The 25,678-nt window shown below is 70.1% G+C and carries 15 protein-coding genes; 4 read left to right on the top strand and 11 right to left on the bottom strand.

Features of this window, described 5'->3' with window-relative positions:
* Positions 1–38 precede the first annotated feature (38 nt).
* Complete coding sequence (locus TA3x_RS05230; RefSeq protein WP_435019052.1) at positions 39–272, bottom strand: hypothetical protein; 234 nt, start codon at positions 270–272, stop codon at positions 39–41.
* A gap of 326 nt (positions 273–598) precedes the next feature.
* On the opposite strand from TA3x_RS05230, the gene TA3x_RS05225 reads away from it, so the two are divergent.
* The 3 genes from TA3x_RS05225 (at position 599) to TA3x_RS05215 (ending at position 2,928) form a co-directional block, all read left to right on the top strand.
* Positions 599–1,126, top strand: coding sequence for an NfeD family protein (locus TA3x_RS05225; protein WP_435019051.1), 528 nt, complete (start codon positions 599–601; stop codon positions 1,124–1,126).
* A gap of 73 nt (positions 1,127–1,199) precedes the next feature.
* A complete protein-coding gene (gene floA / locus TA3x_RS05220) occupies positions 1,200–2,261 on the top strand; it encodes a flotillin-like protein FloA (protein ID WP_435019050.1) in 1,062 nt (353 codons plus the stop codon).
* A gap of 49 nt (positions 2,262–2,310) precedes the next feature.
* Positions 2,311–2,928 carry a hypothetical protein gene (locus TA3x_RS05215; protein WP_435019049.1) on the top strand — a complete coding sequence of 206 codons (618 nt, stop codon included), beginning with the start codon at positions 2,311–2,313 and terminating at the stop codon, positions 2,926–2,928.
* 108 nt (positions 2,929–3,036) lie between these two features.
* Here TA3x_RS05215 and TA3x_RS05210 read toward each other — a convergent pair whose 3' ends face one another.
* Together TA3x_RS05210 and TA3x_RS05205 are read right to left on the bottom strand one after the other, a co-directional pair.
* On the bottom strand, positions 3,037–6,243 hold the full coding sequence (locus TA3x_RS05210; protein ID WP_435019048.1) for an efflux RND transporter permease subunit: 3,207 nt from the start codon (positions 6,241–6,243) through the stop codon (positions 3,037–3,039).
* A 54-nt stretch (positions 6,244–6,297) separates the two neighbouring features.
* Complete coding sequence (locus TA3x_RS05205) at positions 6,298–7,860, bottom strand: efflux RND transporter periplasmic adaptor subunit (RefSeq protein ID WP_435019047.1); 1,563 nt, start codon at positions 7,858–7,860, stop codon at positions 6,298–6,300.
* A 372-nt stretch (positions 7,861–8,232) separates the two neighbouring features.
* Between TA3x_RS05205 and TA3x_RS05200 the strand changes: the two genes are divergently transcribed.
* The gene (locus TA3x_RS05200) at positions 8,233–9,219 is read left to right on the top strand and encodes a thioredoxin family protein (protein WP_435019046.1); all 987 of its coding nucleotides are present in this window, start codon (positions 8,233–8,235) and stop codon (positions 9,217–9,219) included.
* Positions 9,220–9,264: 45 nt separating this feature from the next.
* Here the strand turns inward: TA3x_RS05200 and TA3x_RS05195 are convergent, their stop codons facing one another.
* The 8 genes from TA3x_RS05195 to TA3x_RS05160 form a co-directional block, all read right to left on the bottom strand.
* On the bottom strand, positions 9,265–11,049 hold the full coding sequence (locus TA3x_RS05195; RefSeq protein ID WP_435019045.1) for a sigma-70 family RNA polymerase sigma factor: 1,785 nt from the start codon (positions 11,047–11,049) through the stop codon (positions 9,265–9,267).
* Between the two features lie 91 nt (positions 11,050–11,140).
* Positions 11,141–12,718 carry a TolC family protein gene (locus TA3x_RS05190; protein ID WP_435019044.1) on the bottom strand — a complete coding sequence of 526 codons (1,578 nt, stop codon included), beginning with the start codon at positions 12,716–12,718 and terminating at the stop codon, positions 11,141–11,143.
* 216 nt (positions 12,719–12,934) lie between these two features.
* Positions 12,935–13,837 carry a hypothetical protein gene (locus TA3x_RS05185; protein WP_435019043.1) on the bottom strand — a complete coding sequence of 301 codons (903 nt, stop codon included), beginning with the start codon at positions 13,835–13,837 and terminating at the stop codon, positions 12,935–12,937.
* Between the two features lie 4 nt (positions 13,838–13,841).
* Positions 13,842–14,417 carry an RNA polymerase sigma factor gene (locus tag TA3x_RS05180; protein WP_435019042.1) on the bottom strand — a complete coding sequence of 192 codons (576 nt, stop codon included), beginning with the start codon at positions 14,415–14,417 and terminating at the stop codon, positions 13,842–13,844.
* A gap of 221 nt (positions 14,418–14,638) precedes the next feature.
* Complete coding sequence (locus TA3x_RS05175) at positions 14,639–15,022, bottom strand: VOC family protein (RefSeq protein ID WP_435019041.1); 384 nt, start codon at positions 15,020–15,022, stop codon at positions 14,639–14,641.
* Positions 15,023–15,029: 7 nt separating this feature from the next.
* Positions 15,030–15,524 (bottom strand): EVE domain-containing protein, encoded by a 495-nt coding sequence (locus TA3x_RS05170; RefSeq protein WP_435019040.1) that lies wholly within the window; start codon positions 15,522–15,524, stop codon positions 15,030–15,032.
* 100 nt (positions 15,525–15,624) lie between these two features.
* Positions 15,625–17,190 carry an MFS transporter gene (locus tag TA3x_RS05165; protein WP_435019039.1) on the bottom strand — a complete coding sequence of 522 codons (1,566 nt, stop codon included), beginning with the start codon at positions 17,188–17,190 and terminating at the stop codon, positions 15,625–15,627.
* Positions 17,191–17,352: 162 nt separating this feature from the next.
* Positions 17,353–25,521 carry an MG2 domain-containing protein gene (locus tag TA3x_RS05160; RefSeq protein WP_435019038.1) on the bottom strand — a complete coding sequence of 2,723 codons (8,169 nt, stop codon included), beginning with the start codon at positions 25,519–25,521 and terminating at the stop codon, positions 17,353–17,355.
* Between the last annotated feature and the right edge of the window lie 157 nt (positions 25,522–25,678).

The raw sequence follows: 25,678 nt of genomic DNA, 5'->3' as shown, positions 1-25,678 counted from the left end.
CCGGCCGGGCGATCGGCCCCTTCGCCGGTTTCGCGACTTCAGCCCCTCATCCGTTGGGCTTCGGCCTGCATTTCCCGATCGTGCTTCTCGCACACAAGGGCCGCCCAGGGGATCAGATCTACGGGGTCGGCCGTCTCCCCCTCCGACCTCGGCGCAACCCCGCAGTACCAGCGGGCGACCGAGGGTTTGCCGCAAGGGCCCTGGGGGTCGGGGTCGTCGCGATCCCAGCATTCGCAGGGCGGGCCGGGCACGGTCAGGGGTTCTCGGTGCATGGGAGATTCTCCCGGTGAGGTCCTGGAACTTCGTCCCTCGCGAGGGGCCGACCGAGGGCCGCGCGCCATCTTCCCAGAACCGGGCCCCGCTGCCCAGGAGATCGTGGAGGACCTCGGCGGGCCGGGGGTTGATCGCCCGGCGGCGTTCGAGATCGACGTACGCGAATCCGGTTGTGCTCACTTCCCGGGCTCGACCCCGGCGAAAAACGGGGCGGATCGGCGAGATGGTTGGCGTCGGGGGGGTGGGTTGGCATACACTTGATGGGTGGCCGGCGCGGCGATGAGGCGCGACCGGATGAGCGAGGCCCGACGAGTCCGCTTCCCCCATGAGTCAACTGATCTGGCCGTTGATCACGCTGACGATCGGCCTGGCGTTGCTGGTCGCGGAGGTCTTCCTGCCCACGGGCGGGGTGATCGGCGTGGTGGCCGCGGCCTTGCTGATCGTGAGCCTGGTGCTGGGCTTCACCGAGTCGATGACGGCCGGGCTCTTCTTCCTGCTGGCGGAAGTCCTCCTGGTCCCGGCGGCCTTCGCGCTGGGGCTGCACCTGCTGCCCCGGACGCCGATGGCCAAGCGGGCGTTCCTCCGCCCGCCCGACGCCGACGACCTGGACGTCTCCCACGAAGGGCCGAGGCTCGATCACCTGATCGGCCAATTCGGCCGGGCCCTGACGCCGCTCCGGCCGTCGGGCATGGTCGATTTTGAGGGCCGGCGACTGGACGGGGTCTCCGAAGAAGGTCTGATCCCCAGCGGGGCCCTGGTCCTGGCCGTGCAGGCGCGGTCGGGCCGGCTGGTCGTCCGGTCGGCCCCGGAAGAGGCCCTGGGCCTGTCCGAAACCGAGGACGATCGGGCCTAGCCCGGGCCCGGGCCCCGCTCCCACTGACGCTCCCCGACGGCCCGGCCGTCGTCCACCTTGAGGAACCGACCCGATGATGCCCGCGCTCTTCGCCCAGGCCCAGACTTCGAGCACCCAGCTCCTGGTCATGGTGATCATCGCCGTGATCGTGCTGGTGTTGCTCCTGCTGATCGTGCTGGTGGCCAAGTACTTCAATCTCTGGATCCAGGCCAAGTTCTCCGAGGCCCGGGTCGGCCTGATCGACCTGGTGGGCATGTCGCTGCGGAAGGTGAACCCGAACATCATCGTCCGATCCAAGATCATGGCCATCCAGGCCGGGCTGAGCGAGAAGGACGGCCTGACCACCCGGAGCCTGGAGGCCCACTACCTGGCCGGCGGCAACGTGCCCAACGTGGTCCGCGCCCTGATCGCCGCCAACCGCGCCGACATCCCCCTGTCCTACAAGAGGGCCGCCGCGATCGACCTGGCCGGGCGGAACGTGCTGGACGCGGTGCAGACCAGCGTCAACCCGAAGGTGATCGACTGCCCCGACCCAACCAAGGGGCGGCAGACCGTGGACGCCGTGGCCAAGGACGGCATCCAGCTCAAGGCCAAGGCCCGCGTGACGGTCCGCACCAACATCGACCGCCTGGTCGGCGGAGCCACCGAGGAGACGATCATCGCCCGCGTGGGCGAGGGCATCGTCACCACCATCGGCTCGGCCGCCTCGCACAAGCAGGTGCTGGAGAACCCGGACTCGATCAGCAAGCGGGTGCTGGAGAAGGGTTTGGACGCCGGGACCGCCTTCGAGATCCTGTCCATCGACATCGCCGACATCGACGTGGGCGACAACATCGGCGCCAACCTCCAGGCGGCCCAGGCCGAGGCCGACACCCGCGTGGCCCGCGCCAAGGCCGAGGAACGCCGGGCGTTCGCCGTGGCCATGGAGCAGGAGATGATCGCCTCGGTCCAGGAGAATCGCGCCAAGGTGATCCTGGCCGAGGCCGAGGTGCCGCTGGCCATCGCCGATGCGTTCCGCAAGGGGAACCTCGGGGTCAACGAATACTACCAGCTCCGCAACGTCCAGGCCGATACCGAGATGAGGTCCACGATCGCCGGCACCAACAACACCCGACGCGACCAGGTCGCCTCGTGACCGGCGTCCTCCGCCTATCTCCCGATCCCAGGACCCGGGGAGGTCGTCCATGAGAAATCTCGAAGGGCTGATCCAGTACCTGGTCCCGTTCAGCTTCCTGGCGATCTGGGCCATTACCTCGCTGCTGAATCGGGAAACGAAGCCGACCCCGGCGCGGCGGCCGATGCCCGAGCGGTCCCGGCCGAACAGGCCGGGCGAGCCGACCCTGCGGTGGGGGGCGCCCCCGGGCGAGTCCGCCCCGGGCCGGATGACGCTCGGCCGCGAGGATGACATCGTGATCCTCTCGTCGGAGACCGCCACACCTCCGCGCCGTCGTCAGGGCCAGTCGGGCGGGACGCGGCGCACGGCGAGGGTCAAGCCGTCCGCGTCCGGCCCCCGCAAGCTCGAAGGCACCTCGACCACGCCGCTCGTGAGCGGGGTCAATCAGAACGTCAACCAGCAACTCGCGACCGCGGTCGACATCCAGCCGCTGGCGATGGACGACCGGAGCCTGACGTCGGTGGCGAGCCGGCCTACCCCGCCATCTTCGATGGCCCCGGGCCTGGTCTCGGCCTCGAAGCTGGCCGCCATGATGGCCGACCCGGCCCGCCTGCGCGAGGCGTTCCTGATGAGCGAGATGCTCCGGCCCCCGGTCGCCCTCCGCCCTCGCGGCGACCGGCGGATCTGATCGCGGGAGAATCCGGGGGCGGCGGGCGTTCGCCCCCGCCGCCCCCGCCCGTCCTGCCCGCCGCCCGATCGGCCCGCGCGACGACGGGGCCGATCCGCGTCGCGGCCGTCAGTGGTCCGGGGCGATCATTGCGGTCGGGGCGGGCTTGGGTGACCCATGACCGGCGTGGCCTGTCTCGCCGGGCGGCACCTCGTCCTCGTCCTCCTCGACGTGGTTGCGTGTGTACCAGTCGATCAGGCGTTCGCCGAGCACATAGTAGATCGGGATCACGAACCGGCCCAGGATCGTGCTGACCCCGATGCCGAAGGCGATCACGATGCCCAGCGAGTTCCGGCTGTAGGCCCCGGCGCCGGTGGCGCGGGCCATCGGCAGGACGCCCATGACGAAGGCGAAGGAAGTCATGAGGATCGGCCGCAGCCTCTGGCGCGATGCCTCCTTGGCCGAGTCGATGATGCTCATCCCCTTTTCGCGTAATTCGACGCCGAATTCCACGATGAGGATGGCGTTCTTGGTCTCCAGGCCGATCAGCATGACCAGGCCGATCTGGCCGAAGATGTCCAGCGGCAGGTTGAACAGCCAGAGGCCGACGATCGCGCCGAACATGGCCAGGGGCACCGTCAGGATGATGACGGTGGGGCGGATCCAGCTCTCATAGAGGGCCGCCATGAACAGGAAGACGCAGACGACCGAGAGGGCGAAGATGTAGGTCGCCAGGTTCCCGGTCTTCTGCTCCTGGAAGGTGGTGCCGGTCCACTCGAAGCCGAACCCCTCGGGCAGCACCTTGGCCGCCACGTCCTCCATCGCGGCCAGCGCCTGGCCCGAGCTGGAGCCGGGGGACGGCCCGCCGTTGATCTTGGCGGCGGCGTAGAGGTTGTAGTGCGGGACGTCGATCGGCCCCAGGCTGTATTTCACCTCGCCCAGCGAGCTGAACGGGACCTTGTCCCCCTTGCGGTTCAGCACGGTGAGGTTGGAGATGTCGTCGGGGGTCCGGCGGACGGCCCCCTCGGCCTGGATCAGGACCTTCCAGACCTTGCCGTAGAGGTTGAAGTCGTTGATGTAATACGACCCCAGGCTGGTCTGCAGGGTCGCGAAGACGTCGGAGACCGGGACGTCCAGGCGACGGGCCTTGACCCGGTCCAGGTCGAACTTGAGCTGGGGCACCCGGGCCGAGAAGGTCGAGAAGACGCCGGCCAACTCGGGACGCTTGCGGGCCTCGGCCTGGAACTGGTCGACCACACGCTGGAGCGCCTGGACGCCCTTGCCCTCGCGGTCCTGGATCATCATCTCGAACCCGCCGGTGGAGCTGAGGCCGCGGATCGGCGGCGGCTGGAGAACCAGGACCACCGCGTCGCGGATCGCGGCGGAGAGCTGGCCCTGGAGCTTCGCGGCCAGCGCCGGGGCGCGGAGGTGGGGCTCCGAGCGTTCCTCCCACGGCTTGAGCGGGGTGAAGACCACGCCCGAGTTGGTCTGGTTGGTGGAGCTCAGCAGGTTCAGGCCGTCGAGCGTGACGGTATGCTCCACCCCCTCCAGCTTGCGGGCGATCTCCTCGGCGCGGTGGACGACCTTGGAGGTCACCTCGCGGCTGGTGCCGTCGGGCGTCTGGATCGCGCAGATCAAATAGCCCTGGTCCTCGGTCGGGATGAACGCCTTGGGCCGCTCCATGATCATCCAGCCGGTGAACGCCAGCAGGCAGAGCGACGGGATGATGATCGTCCACCAGTGGTGGGCCGTGAATTCGAGGATCTCGTCGTACGAGTTCTCCAGGTACCGCATCCCCCGGTTGAACCAGCGGAAGAGGAAGAACTTCGTCTCGCCGTGCTTGGGGCGGAGGAACAGCCGCGACATCGCCGGGCTGAACGTCAGCGAGTTGAGCGCCGAGAACAGGAACGAGAAGACGATCGTCATGGCGAACTGGTTGTAGAGCCGGCCGGTCAGCCCCGGGATGAACGCCACCGGGACGAACACGGCGGCCAGCACCAGCGTGATCGTGACGATCGGCGTGGTGATCTCGGCCATCGCGGCGCGGGTGGCGGCCAGGGGCTTGTAGCCCCGCTCCAGGAACTTCTCCACGTTCTCCACGACGATGATCGCGTCGTCCACGACGAGGCCGATGGCCAGCACCAGCCCGCACAGGGTGAGCGAGTTCAGCGAGAAGCCGAACGCCGCCATCAGGGCGAACGTTGCGATCAGGGAGACCGGAATGGCCATCATCGGGATAATCGTGGCCCGCCACCCCTGGAGGAAGACGAACACCACGATCATGACCAGGATGAACGCCTCGATCAGCGTGTGCTCGACCTCGCTGATATTCTCGTCCACGTACTTGGTCGTGTTGTAGGCGATCTCATACTTCAGCCCGGGCGGGAAATTCTTGGCCAGCCGGTCCATCTCCTGGACCACCCGCTCGACGATGTCCAGCGCGTTGGCGTCGGAGTACTGGTAGACCGGGATGGCGCCGGCGGGCTTGCCGTCCAGGAAGCCGGCGGTCTCGAAGTTCTCCGAAGACAGCTCGACCCGGGCCACGTCGCGGAGCCGGACGAACGAGCCGTCGTCGTTGCGGCGGACGATGATCTCCTCGAACTCGGCGACCTTGGAGAGCCGCCCCTTGACCGTGATCGGATACTCGAACGCCTGCCCCTCGGGCACCGGCATCCCGCCGATCTTTCCGGCGGCGGCCTGGAGGTTCTCCTGCTGCACCGCCGTGATCACCTCGGTCGGCGAGATCCTCATCTCGGCCATCCGCCGGGGGTCGGTCCAGATCCTCATGGCGTACTTGCGGCCGAACACGTTGATGTCGCTGACGCCGGTGATCCGCTTGAGCGTATCGGCCACGTAGATCTGGCCGTAGTTGTCCAGGAAGTTGGCGTCGAACCGGCCGTCGGGCGAGATCAGGTTGACCACGCACACCATGTCGGTGGAGGTCTTCTTGATCGACACGCCGTATTGCTTGACCTCGGGCGGGAGCTGCGGCGTGGCGGTCTGCACCTTGTTCTGGATGTCGACGGCGGCGATGTCCTGCGAGTAGCCGACCTCGAACGTGGCGACGATGTTGGCCACGCCGTTGGACGTGCTGTCCGAGGAGAAGTAGATCATCCCCTTGGTGCCGTTGATCTGCTGCTCGATCGGCGTGGTGGCGGTCTCGGCCACCGTCAGGGCGTCGGCCCCGGTGTAGGTCGTGGTGATCTGGACCTGCGGCGGCGCGATCTGCGGGTACTGGGCGATCGGCAGCAGGAACGCGCAGATGCCGCCGATCAGGACCATCAGGATCGCCAGGACGGTGGCGAAGATCGGCCGCTTGATGAAGAATCGAACCATGGGGGAGGGCGCCGCGACGGGGTGGAAGGGAAGGGACGGGCGTCTCGACGCGACTCAGTGTTTGGGCGAGGCGTCCGGACGATCCCCGGGCGCGTCGGCGGGGCGGGTCGCGTCGGCGGGTGCCGGGATCGCCGACCGCGGGCCTCCGGGCCGCACGCCGGGGGTTGACTCCTCGGCGGGCCGGATGGCGCCTGTGGCGTCCGGGCTGGCGGCCGCCTTGCCGGGCGCGGCCGACTTGGGGACGTCCTTCGTCGCGGCACCCTGGGCCGGGGCCGCTCCGGGCGGGCTGAGCGGGGCCGGCGAGGCGATCGGCCGGGGCAGGACGGCGGGCTCGGCCTTGACTGGGGCGCCGGGCCGGATGAGCTGGATCCCCTGGACGATCACCGGTGTGCCGGGCTCCAGACCCTTGGAGACGACCCGCAGCCCCTGGAAGGCCTGGCCGGCCTCGACCGACTGGATGGCCGCCTTGCCCTCCTTGTCGACGAAGAAGACGGTCGGCCCGGCGTCCCCCTCGCGCACCGCGATCTCCGGCACGACCACCACGTCCTTGAGCTGGTCGACGACCATCCGGAGCTTGACGTATTCGCCGGGCAGGAGGTCGAGTCGGGGGTTGTCCAGCTTGGCGCGGACCAGGAAGGTCGAGGTCGTCTGGTCGATGATGTTGTCGATGAAGAAGGGCCGGGCCTTCTCCGGGACCACGACCTCCCCGTCGATGCCCGGCCGGGTCACCTCGATGTCCATCCCCACCTTGCTGATCTGGGTGGCCCGCTCCAGGTAGCGGGAGCTGACCCGGATGTCGATGCCCATGGGGTCGAGCTGCTGGATCGAGCAGAGTTCGGTGAGGTTGCCGCCGGCCGAGGACTCGGGCCCGACGAGGTTGCCGACCTTGACCTTGGCCTCGCCGATCCGGCCTTCGATGGGGGCGGTCATCCGGCAATAGCTGAGGTTGACCTCGGCATCGTGGACGGCCGCCTTTGCGGCGTCGATCTGGGCCCGGGCCGAGAGGATCCCCACGTCGTAGTCGGCCTTGGCCTGCTCGGCCTGGGCGCGATCCGCCTCGACCTGGGCCTCGGCCTTCTTGCGGTCGGCCTCGGTCTTGTCGAGGTCCTCGCGGGTGCCGGCGTTCCGGGACAGCAAGGTCCGGCTCCGGCGTTCCTCGACCTGGGCCAGGAAGAGCAGGGCGGTGTCCAGCGCGACCTGGGCGGAGGTGACCTCGCGGTTCTTGGACTGCTCGGCCTTGGTGAGCGCCGCCTCGGCCTCCGCCAGGCGGGCCTTGGCCGACTGGAGGGCGATCTGGTAGGGGACCTCGTCGATCACCAGCAGGAGTTGCCCCTTGGTGACCATCGACCCTTCGTCGAAGTGCTTCTCGGTGAGGAAGCCCCGGACCCGGGCCCGGATGGCGACCTCCTCGAGCGCACGCGTGGTGCCGGTGGTGGTCGCCTCCACCGGCACGTCCATCCGCTTCGCCTCGACGACGCCGACCACCGGGGGCGGCGGCGTGGGCGGTGGCCCGGCCTTGCGGCAGCCGGCGGGGAGGGCCAGGGCGATCATCGCCAGGAGGAGCGGACCCCGTCGCGAGGCGGCGGGACGGGTCGATGCGAGGCGATGCGAGTTCATGGTTCGAGGCCCCGGTGGGGCCGATCCCGGGGCATCTCGGAGGCGGCCGGGCGGCGAGCCGGCGTGTCGCCCACGCACGATCCCGGGCCGACGATGGTCGTCGAATCTAACCATAGGATTCCGGCCCGGCGAAAGCAATGACGATCCGTCCGCGCGGACGCCGGTGGAAAAGACGCCGGCCGGGCCGAATCGCTCAAGCCCGGGCGGCCCCGGGCCGATGGATAAGGAACGAACCCCGAGCCCGCACCCGCCGATGGTCTGGCACGGTCGCCCAGGCGTCCGGTCGCCCCAGGGATGGAGCCCTGATTTCCGAATCCTCAGTCCCGAGCCCACTCGCTCCCATCCCTGCCGCCGAATCTCGGAGACCACGCCATGACAAACCGCCCGCCCCGGTCGCGTCGCGTCGTCGGCCTCGCGTTCCTGCTGGCGTTCGGATCGCTCGGACCCGGCCCGGCGCGTGCCGCCGATGAGGCCCGCAAGATCGCCTGGCGCACCGACCTCGGCCAGGCCCAGGCCGAGGCCCGCACGCGCGACCTCCTGCTCTGGATCCAGTTCACCGGCCCCTGGTGCATCAACTGCCGGCGGATGGACCGGGCCACCTTCGTCCACGCCCCGGTGATCGCCGAGTCCCGCGACCGATTCGTGCCGATCAAGCTCCGCTCCGACGAGCACGAGGCCCTGGCGATGACGCTCGGCCTGTCGTCGCTGCCCGCCACGGTGATCGTCCGCCCCAACGGGGAAGTGGTCGAGAAGTTCGAGGGGTACTCCGACCCCGAGGCATTCACCGGCTTCCTGGCCGCAGCGCTCGACCGCGAAGGTCGCCTGCCCGGCCAGGCCGGTCAACGCCCCGGCGCCGGCGGCCTGAAAGATGACGCGGTCGGCCTGGCCGGCTTCTGCCCGGTCACGCTGCTCCACGACAGGAAGCTGGTCCCGGGCCGCGCCGACCTGACCGTCGAGCATTCCGGCCGGACCTTCCGATTCGCCTCGCCGCAGCTCCGCGCCGAGTTCCTCCGCCGCCCGGACGCGTTCGCCCCGGTGAATGACGGTCGCTGCCCGGTCAGCCAGGTGGACGGCGGCGACTTCCTGCCCGGCGACCCCCGCTGGGGCGTGGTGTATGCCGGCCACCTGTTCCTGTTCAAGGACGGCGCCGGCCGCGACCGCTTCGTCAAGGATCCGGAACGCTACGCCTACGTCGACGTCGCCAAACGCGAGGCCTGCCCCGACTGCCTGGCCCGCGCCCAGGCTACGCAGGGCCGGCCCTCCCGGTTCTCGACCGCCTCGGTCGCCCGCGTCGCGGCCCTGCCGGCCCCGAAGCACCTGGAGGCCCTGCTCGTCTCCGACGCCGTGCTTCGCCGTTGATCGAAATGGGACGCCGACCGGCCGGGCCGGTCGGCGTCCCTCGCCTCACGGGCGGGCCGGTGCCGGACCCTTGAGGATCGCGTTCAAATCGAGGTGGGACCACTTGCCGGACTCGCCGTCGAGCGTCCAGACGTGCCCGGGTTCCGTCAGCGTGACCGAGCCCGGCCCGACGATCGGGACGGCCATCGACCCCTCGGCGAGCTCGGCCACGTCCCATCGCTTCGCCTTCGCGCTGAACGCATAGACGCGGGAGCCGATGCTATAGGCGGCGATCCCCGGCCCGACGATCGGGGCGGCGGTGCCGTCGAGCGGCTCGCGAAGATCCTGGACATACCATCCGCCATCGTCCGGCAGGGCCGCGGCGATCCGTCGGATCTTCGGGCCGGCGACCTGCAAGGCGACGAGGCCCGGCCCGACCACCGGGATGACCTCGACGGCCGCCCCATCCTTCTCGTCGGCGACCTCCAGCGCGTGGCGCTCGCCGGTCTCGGCATTGTAGAGGATCGCCTTCCCCTCCTTCGCCGAGGTCACGACGATCCTCGACCCGTTGCCGATCCGCGTGTAGATCGGCGTGTCGGATCCGTCGGGGTTGCCGCCGCCGAAGCCTCGGCCTCCCCGCCCCCGGGCCATCCCGCCGCCGATGCCTCCCATCATCATGAATTCCCGACCATTGGCCCCGGGCCGGGGCGGAGCCGATCGCGCCGGCGCCGACCGACCGGCCTCCTCAAGCTTCTGCATCTGGGCACGCAGGGCGCGGAGTTCTTCGAGCATCGCGGCCTGGTTGCGGTTGGACTCGGCGAGTTCGGCCTGGAGCTTCACGATCTGTTGGGGCAAAACATCCTCGGCCGGCAAGCGCGGCGGGTCGAGCTTCGCGGGCCCGGGGGCCGTGGGTTGATCATCAAGCGGCCTGGCCGCCTCGGCATCGCCCTTCGATTGACCGGCCGGCCCGGCCTCGGTCCGTCCGTCCTGGAAGGCGAGCGACCTCGTCCCCTGCAGGGTGACGGCACCCGCCAGGGTAGCCGCGGCGAGGAAGAAGAGCTTGGTGAGGTTCATGGCGTGGAGCATCCCCTGGGCGAGTGTGAGTGACGATCCTGAGACGAGCGATAGATCGACGGCCCGCCCCCGGGCGAAGCCGATCGACAGCCGGGCGGTCGCCTCGATGATCCGCGCGGGCAACGCCGCGTCCGGGATCCGCGAGGCGGCGACCGCGACGACGGAGGGGTCGAGGCCCCGCCGGGCGAGGCGTTGCCTGAGCCGATCCCGCCCCCGCGACAGGCGGGATAGGATCGTCCCCCGGGGGCAGCCGAGCCGGAGGGCCGCCGCCTCGGTGCTGAGTCCTTCGAGGTAGCAGAGGACGATCGGCTCCCGGAACCGCGCCGGGAGCCGGGCCAGTTCCTCGTGTAGTTCCGGGACGGGCTCGGAAGGCGCAGGGTTGGCCTCGATCCGCGAGGCCGCGGAGCGTTCGCGAAGGCGTCGTCGATCGGCGGCCGATCGGGCACGGGCGGCGACCCGGAGCGCGACGCCGTGGAGCCAGCCGGCCACCGATTCGCGGTGGCGGACGGACCCAGCCTTGCGGGCCAGGATCAGGAACGTGGCCTGGAAGGCATCCTGCGCGTCGTGCGCATTCCCGCGCAGCGCCTGGCGGCAGGCCCGCAGGACCATCGGCCCGTGGCGATCCACCAGGGCCGCGAACGCCGCCCGCGCGGACTCGTCGCGACCGCCCAGATAGCGTGACACGAGCTGTGCGTCGGAGAGGTCGCCGACCATCCCCGCCGCGAACAGCGTCGCCATCCCCCGATGGACTTCGACGCCCGCTGGACCTTCTGCCATGAGCCATGTCTCCTGATGGGCCACGACCCATAGTGCAGGAGAACGTCCGGCCGATTCCAACGATTTCGGAAAATCCGTGGCCGGCTGCAACTCAGGGCATGATCCGCGTGCCGACGGCGGTGTTCAGCCCGAGCATGGCGCGGCGGTGTCGCACGGCGGTGTCGCGATAGAGCCGGACCTGATCGTTGTACTCACGCTGGATCGTCAGGTAGGCGGTGACGTCGGCCTCGCCCGACTCGTAGAGCGTGCGGGTGTCTTCCATCGCCTTCTGGTAGGGGGGCAGGACGTTCCGCTCCAGGCGTTCCAGGGCGTCGCGGGTCCGGGCATACTCGCGCTCGGCCTGGCGGACGTCGATCACGGCCTGGGACTCGACGGCCGCGAGCTGGACGCGGGTCTGGTCGATGTTGATCTTCGCCCGCTCGATGTTCCCCTGGTTGCGATTGTAGATCGGCAGGGGGACGGTCACGCCCAACGCCCACGAGGTCGGGCTCTTGGCGTTGATCGGGGCGTTGTTCTGGTAGGTGTAGGGCTGATACAGGACGTAGATGTCGTTGAGCCGGTTGGCCTTCTGCAACTTCAGCCCGGCCCCGGCGGAGGCGACGCCCAGCCGGAACGCCACGACGTCGGGCCGGCATCGCAGGGCCATGTCGGTGAGCTGCTCGACCGACGGAGGGGGTGGGGCGGGATCCCGGAGCGAGGCGCGCAGCTCCAGGCCCTCGGCCTCGGCGGGGGACATGGCCAGGTAGCCGGCGAGAGCCACCCGGGCCCGCCGATAGCCATCCAGGGCGTCATTCACGCCCAGTTCGGCGGCCGCACGCTGGGCCTCCAGCCGGGCGACGTCGGCGTTGGTGCGGACCTTGCCCTGCGCGGCCAGCTCGCGGGTCGCCGCGACGATCCCTTCCAGGCCTCGGACCCCGGCCTCGGCATACCGGACGGTCTCGCGGGCCTCCAGCGCGGCCAGGTAGGCGGTGCTGAGGTTGGCGATCTGGATCCGCACCGCATCCTGATACTGGGCCTCGACCACCCGCTTCGCCGCGGTCGCCTGCTCGGTGCGTGCCCGACGTTTGTGGGTCACGTCCAGCGGGTAGGAGATGTTCACGTCGTACTGGGTCTGCCCGCCGGGACGTTCCTTGGTGTAGTTGCCGTAGGGGACGAGCTGGGCATCGGCGTAGAAGATCGGGTTGGCGCGGAGGCTGGCCGTGAGGATGTCGGCCTGGGCCAGCGGGATCTCGAACCGACGCGCCGTCAGCTCCAGGTTGAGCCCGAGCATCCGGTCGAGCGCCTGGTCATAAGTCAGGCCGTTCTCCGGCCCCTCGTCGGCGGCCGACGGGAGCGCCAGGGTCCCGTAGAGCGGGACTTCCGAGAGCGCCGGGACGGTCGGGATCGTCGGGGAGGTTCCCTCCGGCGCCTGCGGGCCGGCGCCCGGCGTCGAGATCGCGGTCGGGACCCGGGGCGTGGAGGTGCCCGCCCGCCCGCCGAGGATCTGCTGCTCGCCGGGCAGGTTGCCCGCCGATGACCCCGAGCCCGGCGTCCGGCCCAGCGTGGAGCCATTCGCCCCCGGCAAGGGGGACTCCTCCGGGATCGTCGGGGACTGGGCCTCGGCCCGGCGGCCGGCCAGCATCGCGGCCAGCCCGAGGGCCACGCCCGGCAGGATTCGTCGCGTGTTCATCGTCGATCGCCCCGTCCTGGCCTCTGGCGCGGACATCCTTCCGCCGCCTCCCACCCTCCTTCATCGGCCCGTGGACGTCACGGCCCGGACGGCCGATCGTAAGGAGGATGACGGGTGGGCCGGAGGACCGGAGCAAACGGAAAAATCCCCGCCATCGAACCGGGGAGGGTTCGGGACGGAGATCGTTTGGCAGGGCCAGAATCTGGGGGCCGTAGCCTATTCGGCCGGGGCCGGGGCGTTGGGCGAGACCAGGGTGGAGTCGTTGGGGTAGAGCCCGGGGGCGGGGCGGTGCTCCTGGTTCAGGAACAGGTCCTCGTCGAGCGGGCTGATCCTCCGCGTCGGGAAGAACTCGACATGCATGTCGGCGAACAGGACATTCTGGCCGCGGCCCCGATGGTTCGGGCTGTTGCCGTCGAGGACGTGGAGGGCCGCGTCGAGGTTCGGCTTGTCGGCCAGCAGGGGGACCGTCGAGGGGCATCGCGGCGAGACCGGCCCGGTCTGGCCCGAGGGCTGGCGATAGCCGACGTGGTAGGCATAGTCCATCAGGCCCGGCTCGGGCCGCGTGCCCCCCGTCCTGGGGCGGGCACTGCACGGGCAGCGGAGCGAGTCGGGATCGCGGAGCAGGTCCTCATTGACCAGTTCCAGCGCGTAATGGCCGACCGGCGTGCCGGGCCCCTTGGAACGGACGTCGGGGTAGGTGTTGTGCCGGATCGCGTAGTTGGAAAGGCCGAGGCCGAGCTGCTGGAGGTTGAATCCGCACCCGGCCTGGCTCATCTTCTCGCGGGTCTGGCGGACCGCCGGCAGCAGGGTCAGCACCCCGGCCAGCAGGATACCGGCCGCGACGGCGACGTCGGTCCAACGAAAGGGGATGCGTGCCGGGACGAAGTCGAGGATCACCCGGCGGGCCTGGCGTTCGGCGACAAGATTCAGGGTCCGACCGACCAGATCTGACGGAGGTTCGAAGTCCCGCCCGTCGTCGAGCAGGAGCCGGAGCGACGCGCCGAGGCGTTCAAGTCGGGCGGCCAGGTCGGGGTCGCCGGCGATCTCCGCCTCGGCCTCGGGGCCATCGGGACCCTCGATGCGTCCCAGGGCGTAGTCGAGCTGATTGGTGGGGTTCATCGGATCACTCATTCTCATCCCGCCGCGCCGACCCCGCCATCTCCTGGAGCTTGGCCAGGGCGGCGTGGAGGCGTGACTTGACCGTGCCGACGGGGATATTCAGGATCTCGGCGATCTCGCGATACTTCAGGTCCTGGAAGTAGGCCAGGACCAGCGTTTGTCGCAACGTGTCGGGCAGGCGATCGACGCTCCGGGCGACCCATTCCTTCCGCTCCTTCTCCTGCAACTCGGCCAGGGGCGCCGCGTCGTCGCCGACCAGGAGGTCGACCAGGGCCCCGGCGTCCGACTCGCCCGACGAGGAGGCACGGCGGTCCAGGCTGACCGTCGGGTGACGGCCCACCTTTCGCAACGTGTCCACGGCCTGATGGGTCGCGATCGAGTAGAGCCAGGGTCGGACGGGCCGGCCATCTTCGTACAGGCCCCGCTTGAGGTGGACCTGCAGGAACGTGTTCTGGAACACGTCCTCGGCCAGGGCGGGGTTGCCGAGATAGCGGGCCAGGTAGCGGTAGAGTTCGCGTTCGTAGCGGCGGACCAGCTCGTTGAAGTCATTCGGATCGGCCGAATCCCGGTACCTGGTCATGAGATCCTCGTCCGAGGGTCTCGCCGGGCCTTCCGCGACGTCCGATCCGAGCGGCTTCATCATGCTTACGCCGGCCCGGGTGCGAGGGTTCGTGGAAGATTCCAAAATATTGGGCCGATTCTCGCGAACAACGCCGACTCGCCGGCGTGGGGATGATCTGCCATCCAGTCTAAGCCCCGCGTCGGCCCCGTCAAGAAGTCGCCGATCCGTCCCCGCGTCGATCAGCCCAGCAGGGGGGCGGGCCGGCGGACGATCTGGACCCGATTCCCCTCGGGGTCGCGGAAGAAGGCGGTGGTCATGGTCGCGTTGTCGACGACGCTGTCGGTTTCGAACACCATGCCGACCTTTTCCAGGGCCGCCTTGGCCGGGGCGAAATCCTCGACCACGAAGGCGACGTGGCAGATGTAGCGGGTATCCGCGCCCGGGACCCCGGCCGGCCGGCCGATGATCTCCAGGGCCATGCCGTGGTCGTCGGCGAGGAAATAGCCCGGGGGCGTGGCCCCGCTGTTGTCCACGGCGACCCGCAGGCCGAGCGCGGCGACGTAGAAATCCTTCAGGGCCCCGGGGTCGGCGGCGAACAGCGCGAAATGCTCGATCTTGGCCATGGGCGGATCAGCCTCGGAGGATGGGGACGGATTCGGAGGGGATTCCGGCCAAGGCGAGGACGGTGTCCCATTCCTCGGGCCGGACCGGCTGGATCGAGAGCCGCGAGCCCTTGCGGAGCAGCTCCATGCCGGCCAGCGCCGCGACCTCGCGGAGCCGGGGCAGGGCCAGGGGCGGGTCGATCGGGCGGACGGCCCGGATCGAGACCTGGAACCAGGTCGGGTCCTCGATCCGGCTCTTGGGGTCGGGGTGGTCGGCCTCGGGGTCGAAGGCGGTCGGGTCCGGATGACCCTCGACGACCACCTCGGCGATCCCCGCGATGGCCGGCGGGTTGGCGTTGGAGTGGTAGTACAGCACCCCGTCGCCGACCTTCACGTCGTCGCGGAGGAAGTTCCTCGCCTGGTAGTTGCGGATGCCGTCCCAGCCCGTGGTCCGGTCGGGGGCGGCCTCCAGATCGGCGAACGAGAAGCAGTCGGGCTCCGACTTGAACAGCCAGAAGGCCATGATCCGGATCGCCTCGGCCCCGGGGATGGTTTGCGACGCCCGGCGATGATTCCGCGCGGAGGCCGCGGCGTCAACCCGGACCCGGATCCTGGCCCGGGCCTCAATGCTCGATGGCGGCCAGCGAGAGGGATTCGGCCGGGGCGTCGTCGACGCGGGTCGTGGCGCGGCCGGGGGCCAGCCGGGTGGCGAGGAACACGGCGACCACGGCCAGGGCGAACATCTGGAGCAGGACGTCGCGGAGCGTCACGCCCAGCGCCCCCTGCACGACGCGGAGCTGATCGGCGGTGAGGAGATGGTGGGTCTCCGGCCGGAGTGCGGCCACGATGTCCACGTCCCCCGCGTGGGCCGAGATCAGTCGCCGGGAGAACTCGAAGGCGAGCGTCGCCCCCAGGAAGCCCACCCCGAGCGCCCCGCCCATCGACCGGAAGAACGTGACGGCGCCGGTGGCCACGCCGCGTCGATTCCAGGGCACCGCGTTCTGGACGTTGAGGATGCAACTCAGCGAGCCCGGCCCCATCCCGAACCCGATCACCACCAGCGACGCCGAGAAGATCGCGATCGCATGCCGGGGCCAGTGGGCCCCCAGGACCAGCCCGCCAACCCCGGCGCTGATCATGGTAAGGCCGGCCACCGCCGTGGCCCGGAAGCCGAACCGGACCACAACCCGGGCGGCCACCGCCACGCTGATCGCCCAGGACAGGAACATCGGCGAGATGATCCACCCCCCCGCCTTCGGCCCCCATCCCAGCACGCCCTGGACGTACAGGGGGATGTAGGTGTCGATCCCGAACATCAGGGCCCCGATCACGAAGCTGACGGCGATCGCCGCGGCGATCGGCACCTGCGTCATCAGGTCGGGCGGCAAGATCGGGTCCGGCGCACGGTTTTCCCAGGCGATGAACCCGCCCAGGATCACCGCGGCGATCCCGATCAGCCCCAGGACCTGCGCCATCGACGCCCCCGGCAGCAGGACCGCCAGCAGCAGCAGGGCCGATCCGACGCCCAGCCCCAGCGCCCCGGGCCAGTCGATCGGCCGGGGGTGTCGGGCGGCCTGGATGTCCTCGTGGACGTGGCGGACCAGGACATAGGCGGCGACCGCCGCGAACGGCACCGTCACGTAGAACACGCACCGCCACGACCAGTCCTCGGTCAGGTAGCCGCCCAGGGTCGGCCCGGCCACGCTGGACACCCCCCACACGGCGCTGAACCAGCCCTGGACCTTGGCCCGCTCCTCCAGCGTGAACAGGTCGCCCAGCATGGTCAGGATCACCGGGCCCACGGCCCCGGCCCCCAGCCCCTGGACCACCCGCATGGCGATCAGCCCGGGCATGGACGCGGACATCCCCGCCAGGACCGAGCCGACGGTGAACAGGGCCAGGCCGCCGAGCAGGATCTTCTTGCGGCCCCAGAGGTCGGCCAGCTTGCCGTAGACCGGCGTCATCACGGTGGACGCCAGCAGGTAGGCCGAGAAGACCCAGGGATAGATCTCCAGCCCCTTGAGCGAGAAGATGATGCTGGGCATCGCCGGGGAGACCACGGTTTGCTCCATGGCCACGACGGCCATCGCCAGCATCAACGCCGCCGTCACCTTGCGCCGGGCCGACTCATCCATGCCCTTCGGCGGCGACTTGATCCCGCCCACGCCCGCCGCGTCGCTCTCCGCCATGTTCCGTCCCTGGGGCGGTCCCCGCAGTCGCTTCCGGTCCCGAATCGAGCCACGATTCCCATTCTACGGGACCCGCCAAGGCCCGCGCCGGTTCGCGCAGGAAGGGGGCCCGGCCGACGCACGACCGGGCCCCGGGGGATGCCCCCGCCGTCGGGGGCGGGATTACTTCGCCTCCTCGGCCTTGATGCCGGTCCGGCCGGCCTTATAACGATTCTCCAGCCGCTCGATCTGGCGGTTCTGGTTGTCCAGGTTCTGGATGCTGAGATTCTTGCCGAGCGACTGGTTCGGAGCATCATAAGGATCCGCGAACCGCGAGATCACCCCGGGCTCGCCCGCCGGCTTGGCCGGTGGTGCCCCGACGCGTGTCGTCCCCCGATAGAAGGCATAGGCGGCGTCCTTGCGGGCGACCGCCGTGACCTGGCCGTTGACGCCCTCGGCCACATAAACGCCTCGGAGATCGGTCTGGCCCGACAGGAAGGTCGGATTGTCGGTGCCGATCACCTTGACCTGGACCTTGGGGGCGAACGCCTTGGTCTTGGCGTCGCGGACCGTGACGCGGACCCGGCCGGCGTCGGCCTCCTCCAGGACCTCAACCTCCAGGGGCGAGACCAGGACGATGCCCGACGCGTACAGGTTCTCGCCGCGGGCCATGACCAGGTAGGCCCCTTCCTTGGCGAGCGGGAGGTCGATCTCGCGGATCTTCTCGTCGAAGTCGGCCCCGTCGCCCAGGGTGATCCTGGCCTCGTGCAAGGGGGTGATCCCGGCGAGGTCGATCCCGGCGATCTGGTCGAGGTTGCGGCGGGTGAGGTAGAGCCGCATCAGGTCCACCGGGTAGACCTTCACGTCGACCTCGGCGATGTTGCGATAATCCAACTTCACCTTGGATGGGACATCCTTGGCGGCCCCGGGGCGGACCGTGGAGATCTCCGGCAGCGACAGGGCCTTGCGGGTCAGGGCCTTGACCGCCGCGGCGGCGTCGGAGAATCGATCGGCCACCTGGTCGTAGAACTCGACCGCCCTGGCCGGCTGGCGGCGGGCGTCGTAGATCTGGCCCAGGATGTAGATCGCCTCCCACTTGTTGGGGCTGGGCTGTTCCACGCCGGAGGCGTCCTTGTAGGTCGCCCGGCTGATCGCCCCGGCCACGTCCACCGCGCGGTCGTACTGGCCGAGGTTGAACCGGCCCAGGGCCTCGCTGTACTGGAAGCTGTCCAGGAACGTGCTCCTGGGGTAGAGCCGGGCGAACCGCTCGGACAGCTTGACCACGGACTCGAAGTCCTCCAGTTCCAGGTAGTCGCCCACCAGGGCCAGGCTGGCCTCGTCGGCCAGGGGATTTTTGGGCGACCGGACCAGCATCGCCTGGATCAGCCGGATCGACTGGAGCAGCAGCTCGGACCGGGTGGCGCCCCGTTCGGCCAGGTCGGCGCGGAGGGTCGGGTCGGTGATCGCCCGGCCGGCGGCCCCGGCGAACAGCTGGGCCAGGCCGAACAGGTCGCTCTCGATCGACGCGGTGTCGGGCGACTCGCGCCAGAGGTCGAGCAGGAACTTGAGCGCGTCCAACTCCTTGCCCCGGGCCCTCAGCACGGCGCCGACCTGGGCGTCTTCAAGATAGCTGGCCTCGACGATCGCCCGGAACACCAGGTACGCCCGCTCGTGCTCGCCGATGTCGCGATACGCCCGGCCGACCACCAGAACCTCGTCGAACGGGATCACCAGGTCCGGCGCCTTCTCCTTGAGGATCTCGAAGTCCTGGACGATCTTGCGGGCCTGGTAGCCCTTGATGTGGACGGTCAGCAGCATCCGCGCGGCCTGGCGGGCGATCTCGTCCTTGAGGCCGTAGCCGTCGGACAGTTCCTCCAGGGCCTTGCCCGCCTCGGCCAGCCGGCCGGCGTCGAACAGGGCCTTGCCCCGGGCGAACAGCTCGTCCGGGGTGGGGCGGTAGGGGTCGGTGGCGGGCTCGTCGGCGGTGCGGACCTTCAGCGAGCCCGGCTGGCCGAGGTGGATCGCCCCCGGATCGTAGGCGCCGTGGACCTTGACCGGCAGGGTGCGATACTCGCCCGGCAGGTAGCCGAACACGTCGTACTCGATGCGGCCGGGCGGCCGGTCGGGGGCGTAATAGAAGGTGAGGACGTTATCGACCTGGGTGAACGAGGTCGCCGCCGACTTCACCGAGCCGTCGATCAGGGTGGTCCCGGCCGGGATCGTCTCCTCGACGACCAGGAAGTCGCGCTCCGAGGCGGGCTGGCCGGCGGGCATCTCGCGGGCGACGTCGATCCGCACCCGGGCCCGGCCGCCGGGGCCGACCTGGGTGGCGGTGTTGGTGAACTGGGTCTGATTGAACGCCAGGACGTTGAACCCGGTCGGCAGCGGCTTGCCGTCGAACTCCGGCTCGGCCGGCAGGTACGCCCGGGACAGGACCCGGAACGGCTTCCCCTCGGCCTTCTGGTCGGGCGCGAAATCGCGGGCGAACCCGGTCAGGGTGGCCGCATAGCCGTAGGTCCCACGCCCCTCGATCTGGAACCGGACGCGGTTGGCGTCGCCGACCTTCAGGGCCTTCCTCGGGACGGCGATCGCCTTCCCCTCGGCCGGCCCGGCGATCTCGGCGCGGTGGACCTCGACGTCATTGACGGTGACGACCAGGCGGTAGCGGTCCTCGGCCTGATCCGCCTTGCCGAAGTACGCCGCCAGCGCCGCGACGGCCGGCCCGCGCGACTTGGGGGCCCGCCAGCCGTCGCCGGCCCGGTGGGCGAGGAGCCACTCGGCCGAGGCCGCGACCTCCGGGGACGTCGGCCGGGCTCGGCTGAATGCCAGAGACGCCAGCGCCGTGGTCACGGCATCGTCGCGATGCCACGGCCCCTGGCCCTTGGCGGGCCAGTACTTGCGGGGCTTGCCCCCCGGTGGGACCGGCTCATCGGCCGCCCGGGTCGCCAGGATATCGAGGATCTCCCCGGCCAGCGTCACCCGATCGAGGTCCGCCAACGTCAGGGCCAGGTAGGCGAGCGAGGCGTTGTTCAGCGACGTCCTGGCGCGGGCCAGGCTGTTGGCCTGCTCGAAGGTGGCCTTCTCCCAGGCGCCGAGGGCGTGGAGGACGGTGGCGCGGGCCTCGTTGTCGGCCCCGGCGCGGTTGAATTCGCGGGCCAGGTAGGCGACGGCCTTGTCGGGGGTCGTCGGGTCGGTCATCAGCCCGACCGACCACGCGGCACGCAGGGCGACGGCGACGTGGGCCGAGGCCATCCGGTCGCTGGCAGGCCGGGTCTGATTGCCGGCCGGCAGGATCCAGGGCCATCCGCCGTCGTCGTTCTGGGTGGAAACCAGCTCGGACACCAGCCCCTGGACCCGTTCCGCGAGCCGGGACGCCTCGGGGGCCTCGGGCGCCCGGGTCTCGCGGAGATACCGGAGCGCCGACGCCGCCGCCAGCAGGTCCGACGCCCGATCCGCCGTGGTCGGGCTGGGCGGCGGCCAGATGCAGCGGTTCTGGGGGGAATCGAACAGGGGATAGACGTCCTGCCCCAGCGCCAGCTCGATCAAAAGGCGGCGGAGGGTGGGCGAGACGACGATGATCATCTCCAGATCTTCGTAGGTCCGCCCGGCCGGCAGGGCGACGAATGCCGTGGCGTCGTCGCTGGCGGTGCCCGACGCCGAGGCCAGGGCCTGCACCCCCCACGGCCGCACCGGGATCTCGGCCGTCAGCTCGTCCGATTCGTCGCCGATCGCGGCCTTCAGGGTCAGCCGGACCGCCGTGTCGTCGGGGACCTCGAACGGCTCGAAAGCCACCTCGTCGACCCCGTCGTCCTTGAGTTCCAGGGTCCTGGGATAGACCTGCTCGCGACCTCCGGCGTAAACCGTCAGCGACAGGGTGACCACCCCCTTGAGGCCCGCGTGGTGGACCCGGGCGGCGAATCGGGGCTTGTCCCCCTGCGACAGGGCGGCGGGCCGCTTGAGGTCGACGAAGAAGTCCTTGCGGATGGCGATCTCGGCCGTCGCCTGACCCACCAGGGTATCCGCCCCGGTCACGCCCCGCGCCGAGAAGACATATTCCGACAGGGCCCCGGGCGCCCGGAACGTCAACTTCGCCTTGCCGTCCTTGCCCGTCACCACGGACGGGTTCCAGTAGGCCGTCTCGACGTATTGCTCGCGGGGGATCTGGAACAACGACCTCCTGCGAAGGACCATCTCGCTGAAATCCATGGGAAAGCCATAGGCCGTGCCCTCCTTATCTGCGCCGATGATCATCGCTGCATCGGTGCTCTGCATCTCAGAGAGCACACCTACTTCCCTGGGTTGGGCCGCTGGCATCGCCATGCCCATTCCCATGCCACCCATCCTTCCCAGACTCGTGCCCTGGCCACCAAGGCCCGAGCCGCCCACGGCCCCGAAATTCGGTGCGGGCGAGGCGGGCGCTGCCATGTCCATGCGGAAGCGGGGATCTCTGATTCGTTCTTGTCCCTGCCCGTCTGCCATTCCTTTGGGGAGAGCGGCGATCATCTGTTCGCGTTTGGCCTCTTCGAGCACTGCTCCTCGGCTGGCGTCGTTGCGGGCCTGGGCGGCCAGGCGCTCGGCCTCCTCGACCACGGCGTCGGAGACGGGCCGGGTGTCGGGGTGGTCGGAGAACGTGTTGGTCGCCGTGGTCGCGAAGGCGCCGGTGCGGGTCTGGTCGTAGAAGAACGGCCCGATCTGCGGCAGCTTGTCCTCGAAGAGGCGGAGCAACGAGCGGTCGACCAGGGCCAGGCCGACCTCGGCCTCGACCGGCCGGCCGAGCTGGTCGACGGCCGCGACCTCGACCTCGACCTCCTCGCCGGGGCCAATCTGCTTCTTCGTCGGCGTGACCGTGACGCGGAGGTCGCGCTCGACCCGCACGTCCAGGGACGCCTCGTCGAGCCGTTGCCCGGCCATGCCGGTGGCGGTCAGGGTGAAGTTGGGGAACTGGGCGTTGTCGACCGTCCAGGTCAGCTCATTGTCCCCCTCCTTGATCGGCACCAGGCGATAGGACAGGATCCGGTCGGCCTCCCAGGCCAGCAGGGCCGTCCCGTTCACGGCCGATCGGCGGTGGAGGTTGACCCGGGCGGTCTCGCCGACCTTGAACGCGGTGCGGTCGGCCAGGATGCGGAGGCGGGTCTCGTCCTCCGAGCCGGAGATCGTCAGCGGCCGATCCGCGAAGACCCCGTTGCCGAACTGGTCGGTCCCCGCCACCCGGACCAGGTAATCCCCCCCCCTGGCATCGTCGACCTTCAGCGTCAGCGTCGCCTTGCCGGTCGCCTTGTCGGTGGTCAGCGTCTTCTTCGCGACCTCGCGCTCGGTGATCCGCCCTTCCTGCGGGACCTTGTGGAGGACGGACACCGCCAGCTCCTGCCCGATCGGCTTGCCCAGGGCATCGAGCGTGGTGGCGGTCAGGGTGAACGACTCGCCGTCCAGGTAGACGTCCCGCGGGGTCGTCGCGGTGATGTTGAATCCCTTGATGGCGACCATCACCCGCGCGACGGTGGCCACGTTATCATCGGGCAGGCGGCCGACCAGGGGCAGGGATTGCTCCTCGCCGAACCCCTCGGTCGAGAACTCGACCGGGAACTTGCCGTCGCGGTCGGTCGTCCCGCGCACCGTGCGGCCGTCGGGCATGGCCGCCTCGATCGCGCGGCCGGAGAGCGGGGCACCGTACTGGTAGCGGGCGACCAGCGTGGCCTTGACGTTCTCGCCGCGGAACACGATTGCCCTTGGCAGGTCGAAGTCGAGCGTCAGCTTCTCCAACTTGTAGGATTGGACCTCGAACGCGCCCGAGAAGTCCCCCCTGTTGGGCTGCGAGAGCCGGACCCGGTAGGTGCCGACCGGGGCGGCCGGGTCGAGCCGGACCGCCTCGTGGAACGTGCCGAAGGGCGACAGGGTGGTCGGCCGGGCGATCAGGAGCCGGCCCCGGCTGTCGAACACCTCCAGGCGATATTCGGCCCCGGCCGGGTTGCTGTACTGCCCGTCCTTCGCCTCGCGGACCACGCCCCGAAGCGCGACCTCCTGGCCGGGCCGATAGGCGGGGCGATCGGTGTAGATGTAGGCGCGGGCCGAGAGCCCCTGCGCCACCTTGTCGGGCACCCCCAGCCCCGATCCGGCCGCGTCGTTGCCGTCGAGGATCAGATACTGGAGCGATGGCCCCCCCTGGAACGGCTCGGGCCTGTCCCAGCCGGAGAGCAGCACGCCATCGTCGCCGGTCGTCTTTTCGAGGATGACCCCGGACGGGTCGGCGATCAGGACCCGGGCCCCCTTGCGGCCCTGGCCCGTCTTCATGTCCTGGGCGAAGGCGAGGACCTGGTCCCGCGACACCTTCACGATCGCGTCCAGGTCGCTGCCCACCACCAGCGCCGTGGCCTGAAGCGTCTTCTCGTCGCTGACCTTGACCACGAAGATCCCCGGCACGGCGACCTTGAGGTCATAGGTCGTCTCAACCGGCTTGTACTTGCCATAGCCGGGCACCGGCACGGTCCACTCGGCGTCCGGGGCGACCAGGCCGATGTCCAGCGAGCCGACGTCGCCGAGGGCGTGCTTCTTGCGGAAGTAGGCTTCGGGGTTGATCTTGTAGGCGGAGAACGTCAGCGTCTCCAGGTTCCGGGTCGCGACTTTCAGGTGGGCCGTCTCGCCCGAGCGGAACGCGCGGGGCGTGACCACAGTCAGGGCCTTGCTCTCCATCACGGCGATCCGCTGGGCGGCCGACGACTTCCATGGCTCGACGGCCACCTTGCGGAACCGCTCGATGGCGGCGACCAGATCCCCCTTCTCGTTCTCCAGGATCGACGCCGCCGCGAACTGGGCGTGCGCGGCGGGCTCGGAGTCGGGGAACTTGCCGATCAGGGATTCATAGGCGGCCGTGGCCTCGGCGAACTTCTTCTCCCGCTCGAAACTCTCGCCGACCTGGAACAGGGCCTGGGGGACGCGAGGATCGAGCGGGTTCTGGGCGGCGAAGGCAGCCCACGCGGCGCGGGCGTCGGCGTACTTTTCCCGGCCGAGCGCATCGTCGGCGATGGCGAGCTGGACGTCGATGATCGCCCTCTGGGCGTCGGCCGACTGCGGGCCGTTGGGGAACCTGGCTAGGTAGCCCTGGTATGCCTTGATGGCCTCGTCGAACCGGGCCTGATCCCTCAGGATCTGGGGGATCTGGAACGTGGCGGTCATCGTCAGGTCGGCCAGTTCGCGTTTGGCCTCGTCGGTCTCGGCCCGGAACCCGTCGCCCCGGAGGAACGCCTCGAACCCGGCGATCGCCGCATCGGCCCGGCCGAGGTTGCGGTAGGTCTCGCCGATCTCGAACGCCGCGCGGACGGCCCGGGGATGCGCGGGGGCCTCGGCCAACGCCCGCTTTAGGGCGGCGATGGCCAGCGGGAGTTGGGGCTCGGGCGGCGTCGGGACGTTGTAGGTCCGGGCGATCTGGTACAGCGACTTGGCGCGAAGGTCGAGGGCCTCCTTGGGGGCGTCCTTGGCGATGTCGCGGGCCAGGTCGGTCCAGGTCAGCCGGGCTGCGTCATTCTGCCCTGTGGCCAGCTGGGCCTCGCCCAGGTGGAACCGAACCGCGAGCCGATCCGCCCCCTTGGGATACTCGTCGAGATACGCCTTGAAATCGCGGATCGCATCGATGGCCGGTGCCTTGATCGTCGCGGCGGGTGCGTTGGGGGCCGGAGTCGGCTCCGGCTGGGCCGTGCCCTGGCCGACCTTCTGGGCGGCGCGGCCCATGGCGAACAGGAGCGAGGCGCGGGTGGCCTCCCCCTTGGCCAGGTCGCGGGCCTTGCTCAGCAGGGCATAGGCACCGACCGGATCGGGGCGGGTCACGGGATCGTCCGGGGTGAGCAGGCGGCGGGCGAAGGCGTGGTACACCTCCGCCAAACGGTCCTTGCGGGGGACGGCCAGCAGGGACTCGGCCTCGATGCGGGCCAGCGCCTCCGCCTCGGCGGGCCGGCCGGCGGCCAGTTCCACGGCGGCCAGCTCGAACCGAATCTTGGCCGCCCAGGCGCCATCGGGGTCGGCCTTGAGCGCCTCGGCCAGAGCGGTGCGGGCGGCGTCCGGCTTGCCGTCGAGCTTCTGGGCGACGCCCCGGAGGAACCGGAAGTAGGAGATCTCGGCGGGGGCCTTGCCGTCGGCGATCAGGCGGTCGAACGCGGCGATCGCCTCGGCGTATTTCCCCTCCTGCATCGCGGCGACCACCGGCCCGGGCAAGACCGGCGCGATGGGTGCCAGGACTCCTTTGGAGGCAACCTTGGCCGTCGGTTTGGCCTCATCCTGGGCCGGGGCGACGGCCGCCGTCATCGCGACGACCGCGAGGGCCGCCCCCCACCGCTTCCCCTTGCCGCACGGGTGGATCGTCATCGAATCAGGCTCCTTTGCGTGGTCTCCAGAGAGGTGGGCACGCCCCCGCGTCCCGAACGCTTGGACGTCGCAACCCCGCAATCGTTCCCGATTCGCGGCGTCGGGCATGGTCCGAGGGGTGAGGACACGTTACGCTGGTCCGATCCTCGCGTCGAGG

Origin of the sequence: Tundrisphaera macrotermitis, from assembly GCF_051175315.1 — a bacterium.
Lineage (GTDB): Bacteria > Planctomycetota > Planctomycetia > Isosphaerales > Isosphaeraceae > Tundrisphaera.
Note: the sequence above shows the minus strand (reverse complement) of the source record. Positions and strands in the feature narration are given on the sequence as shown.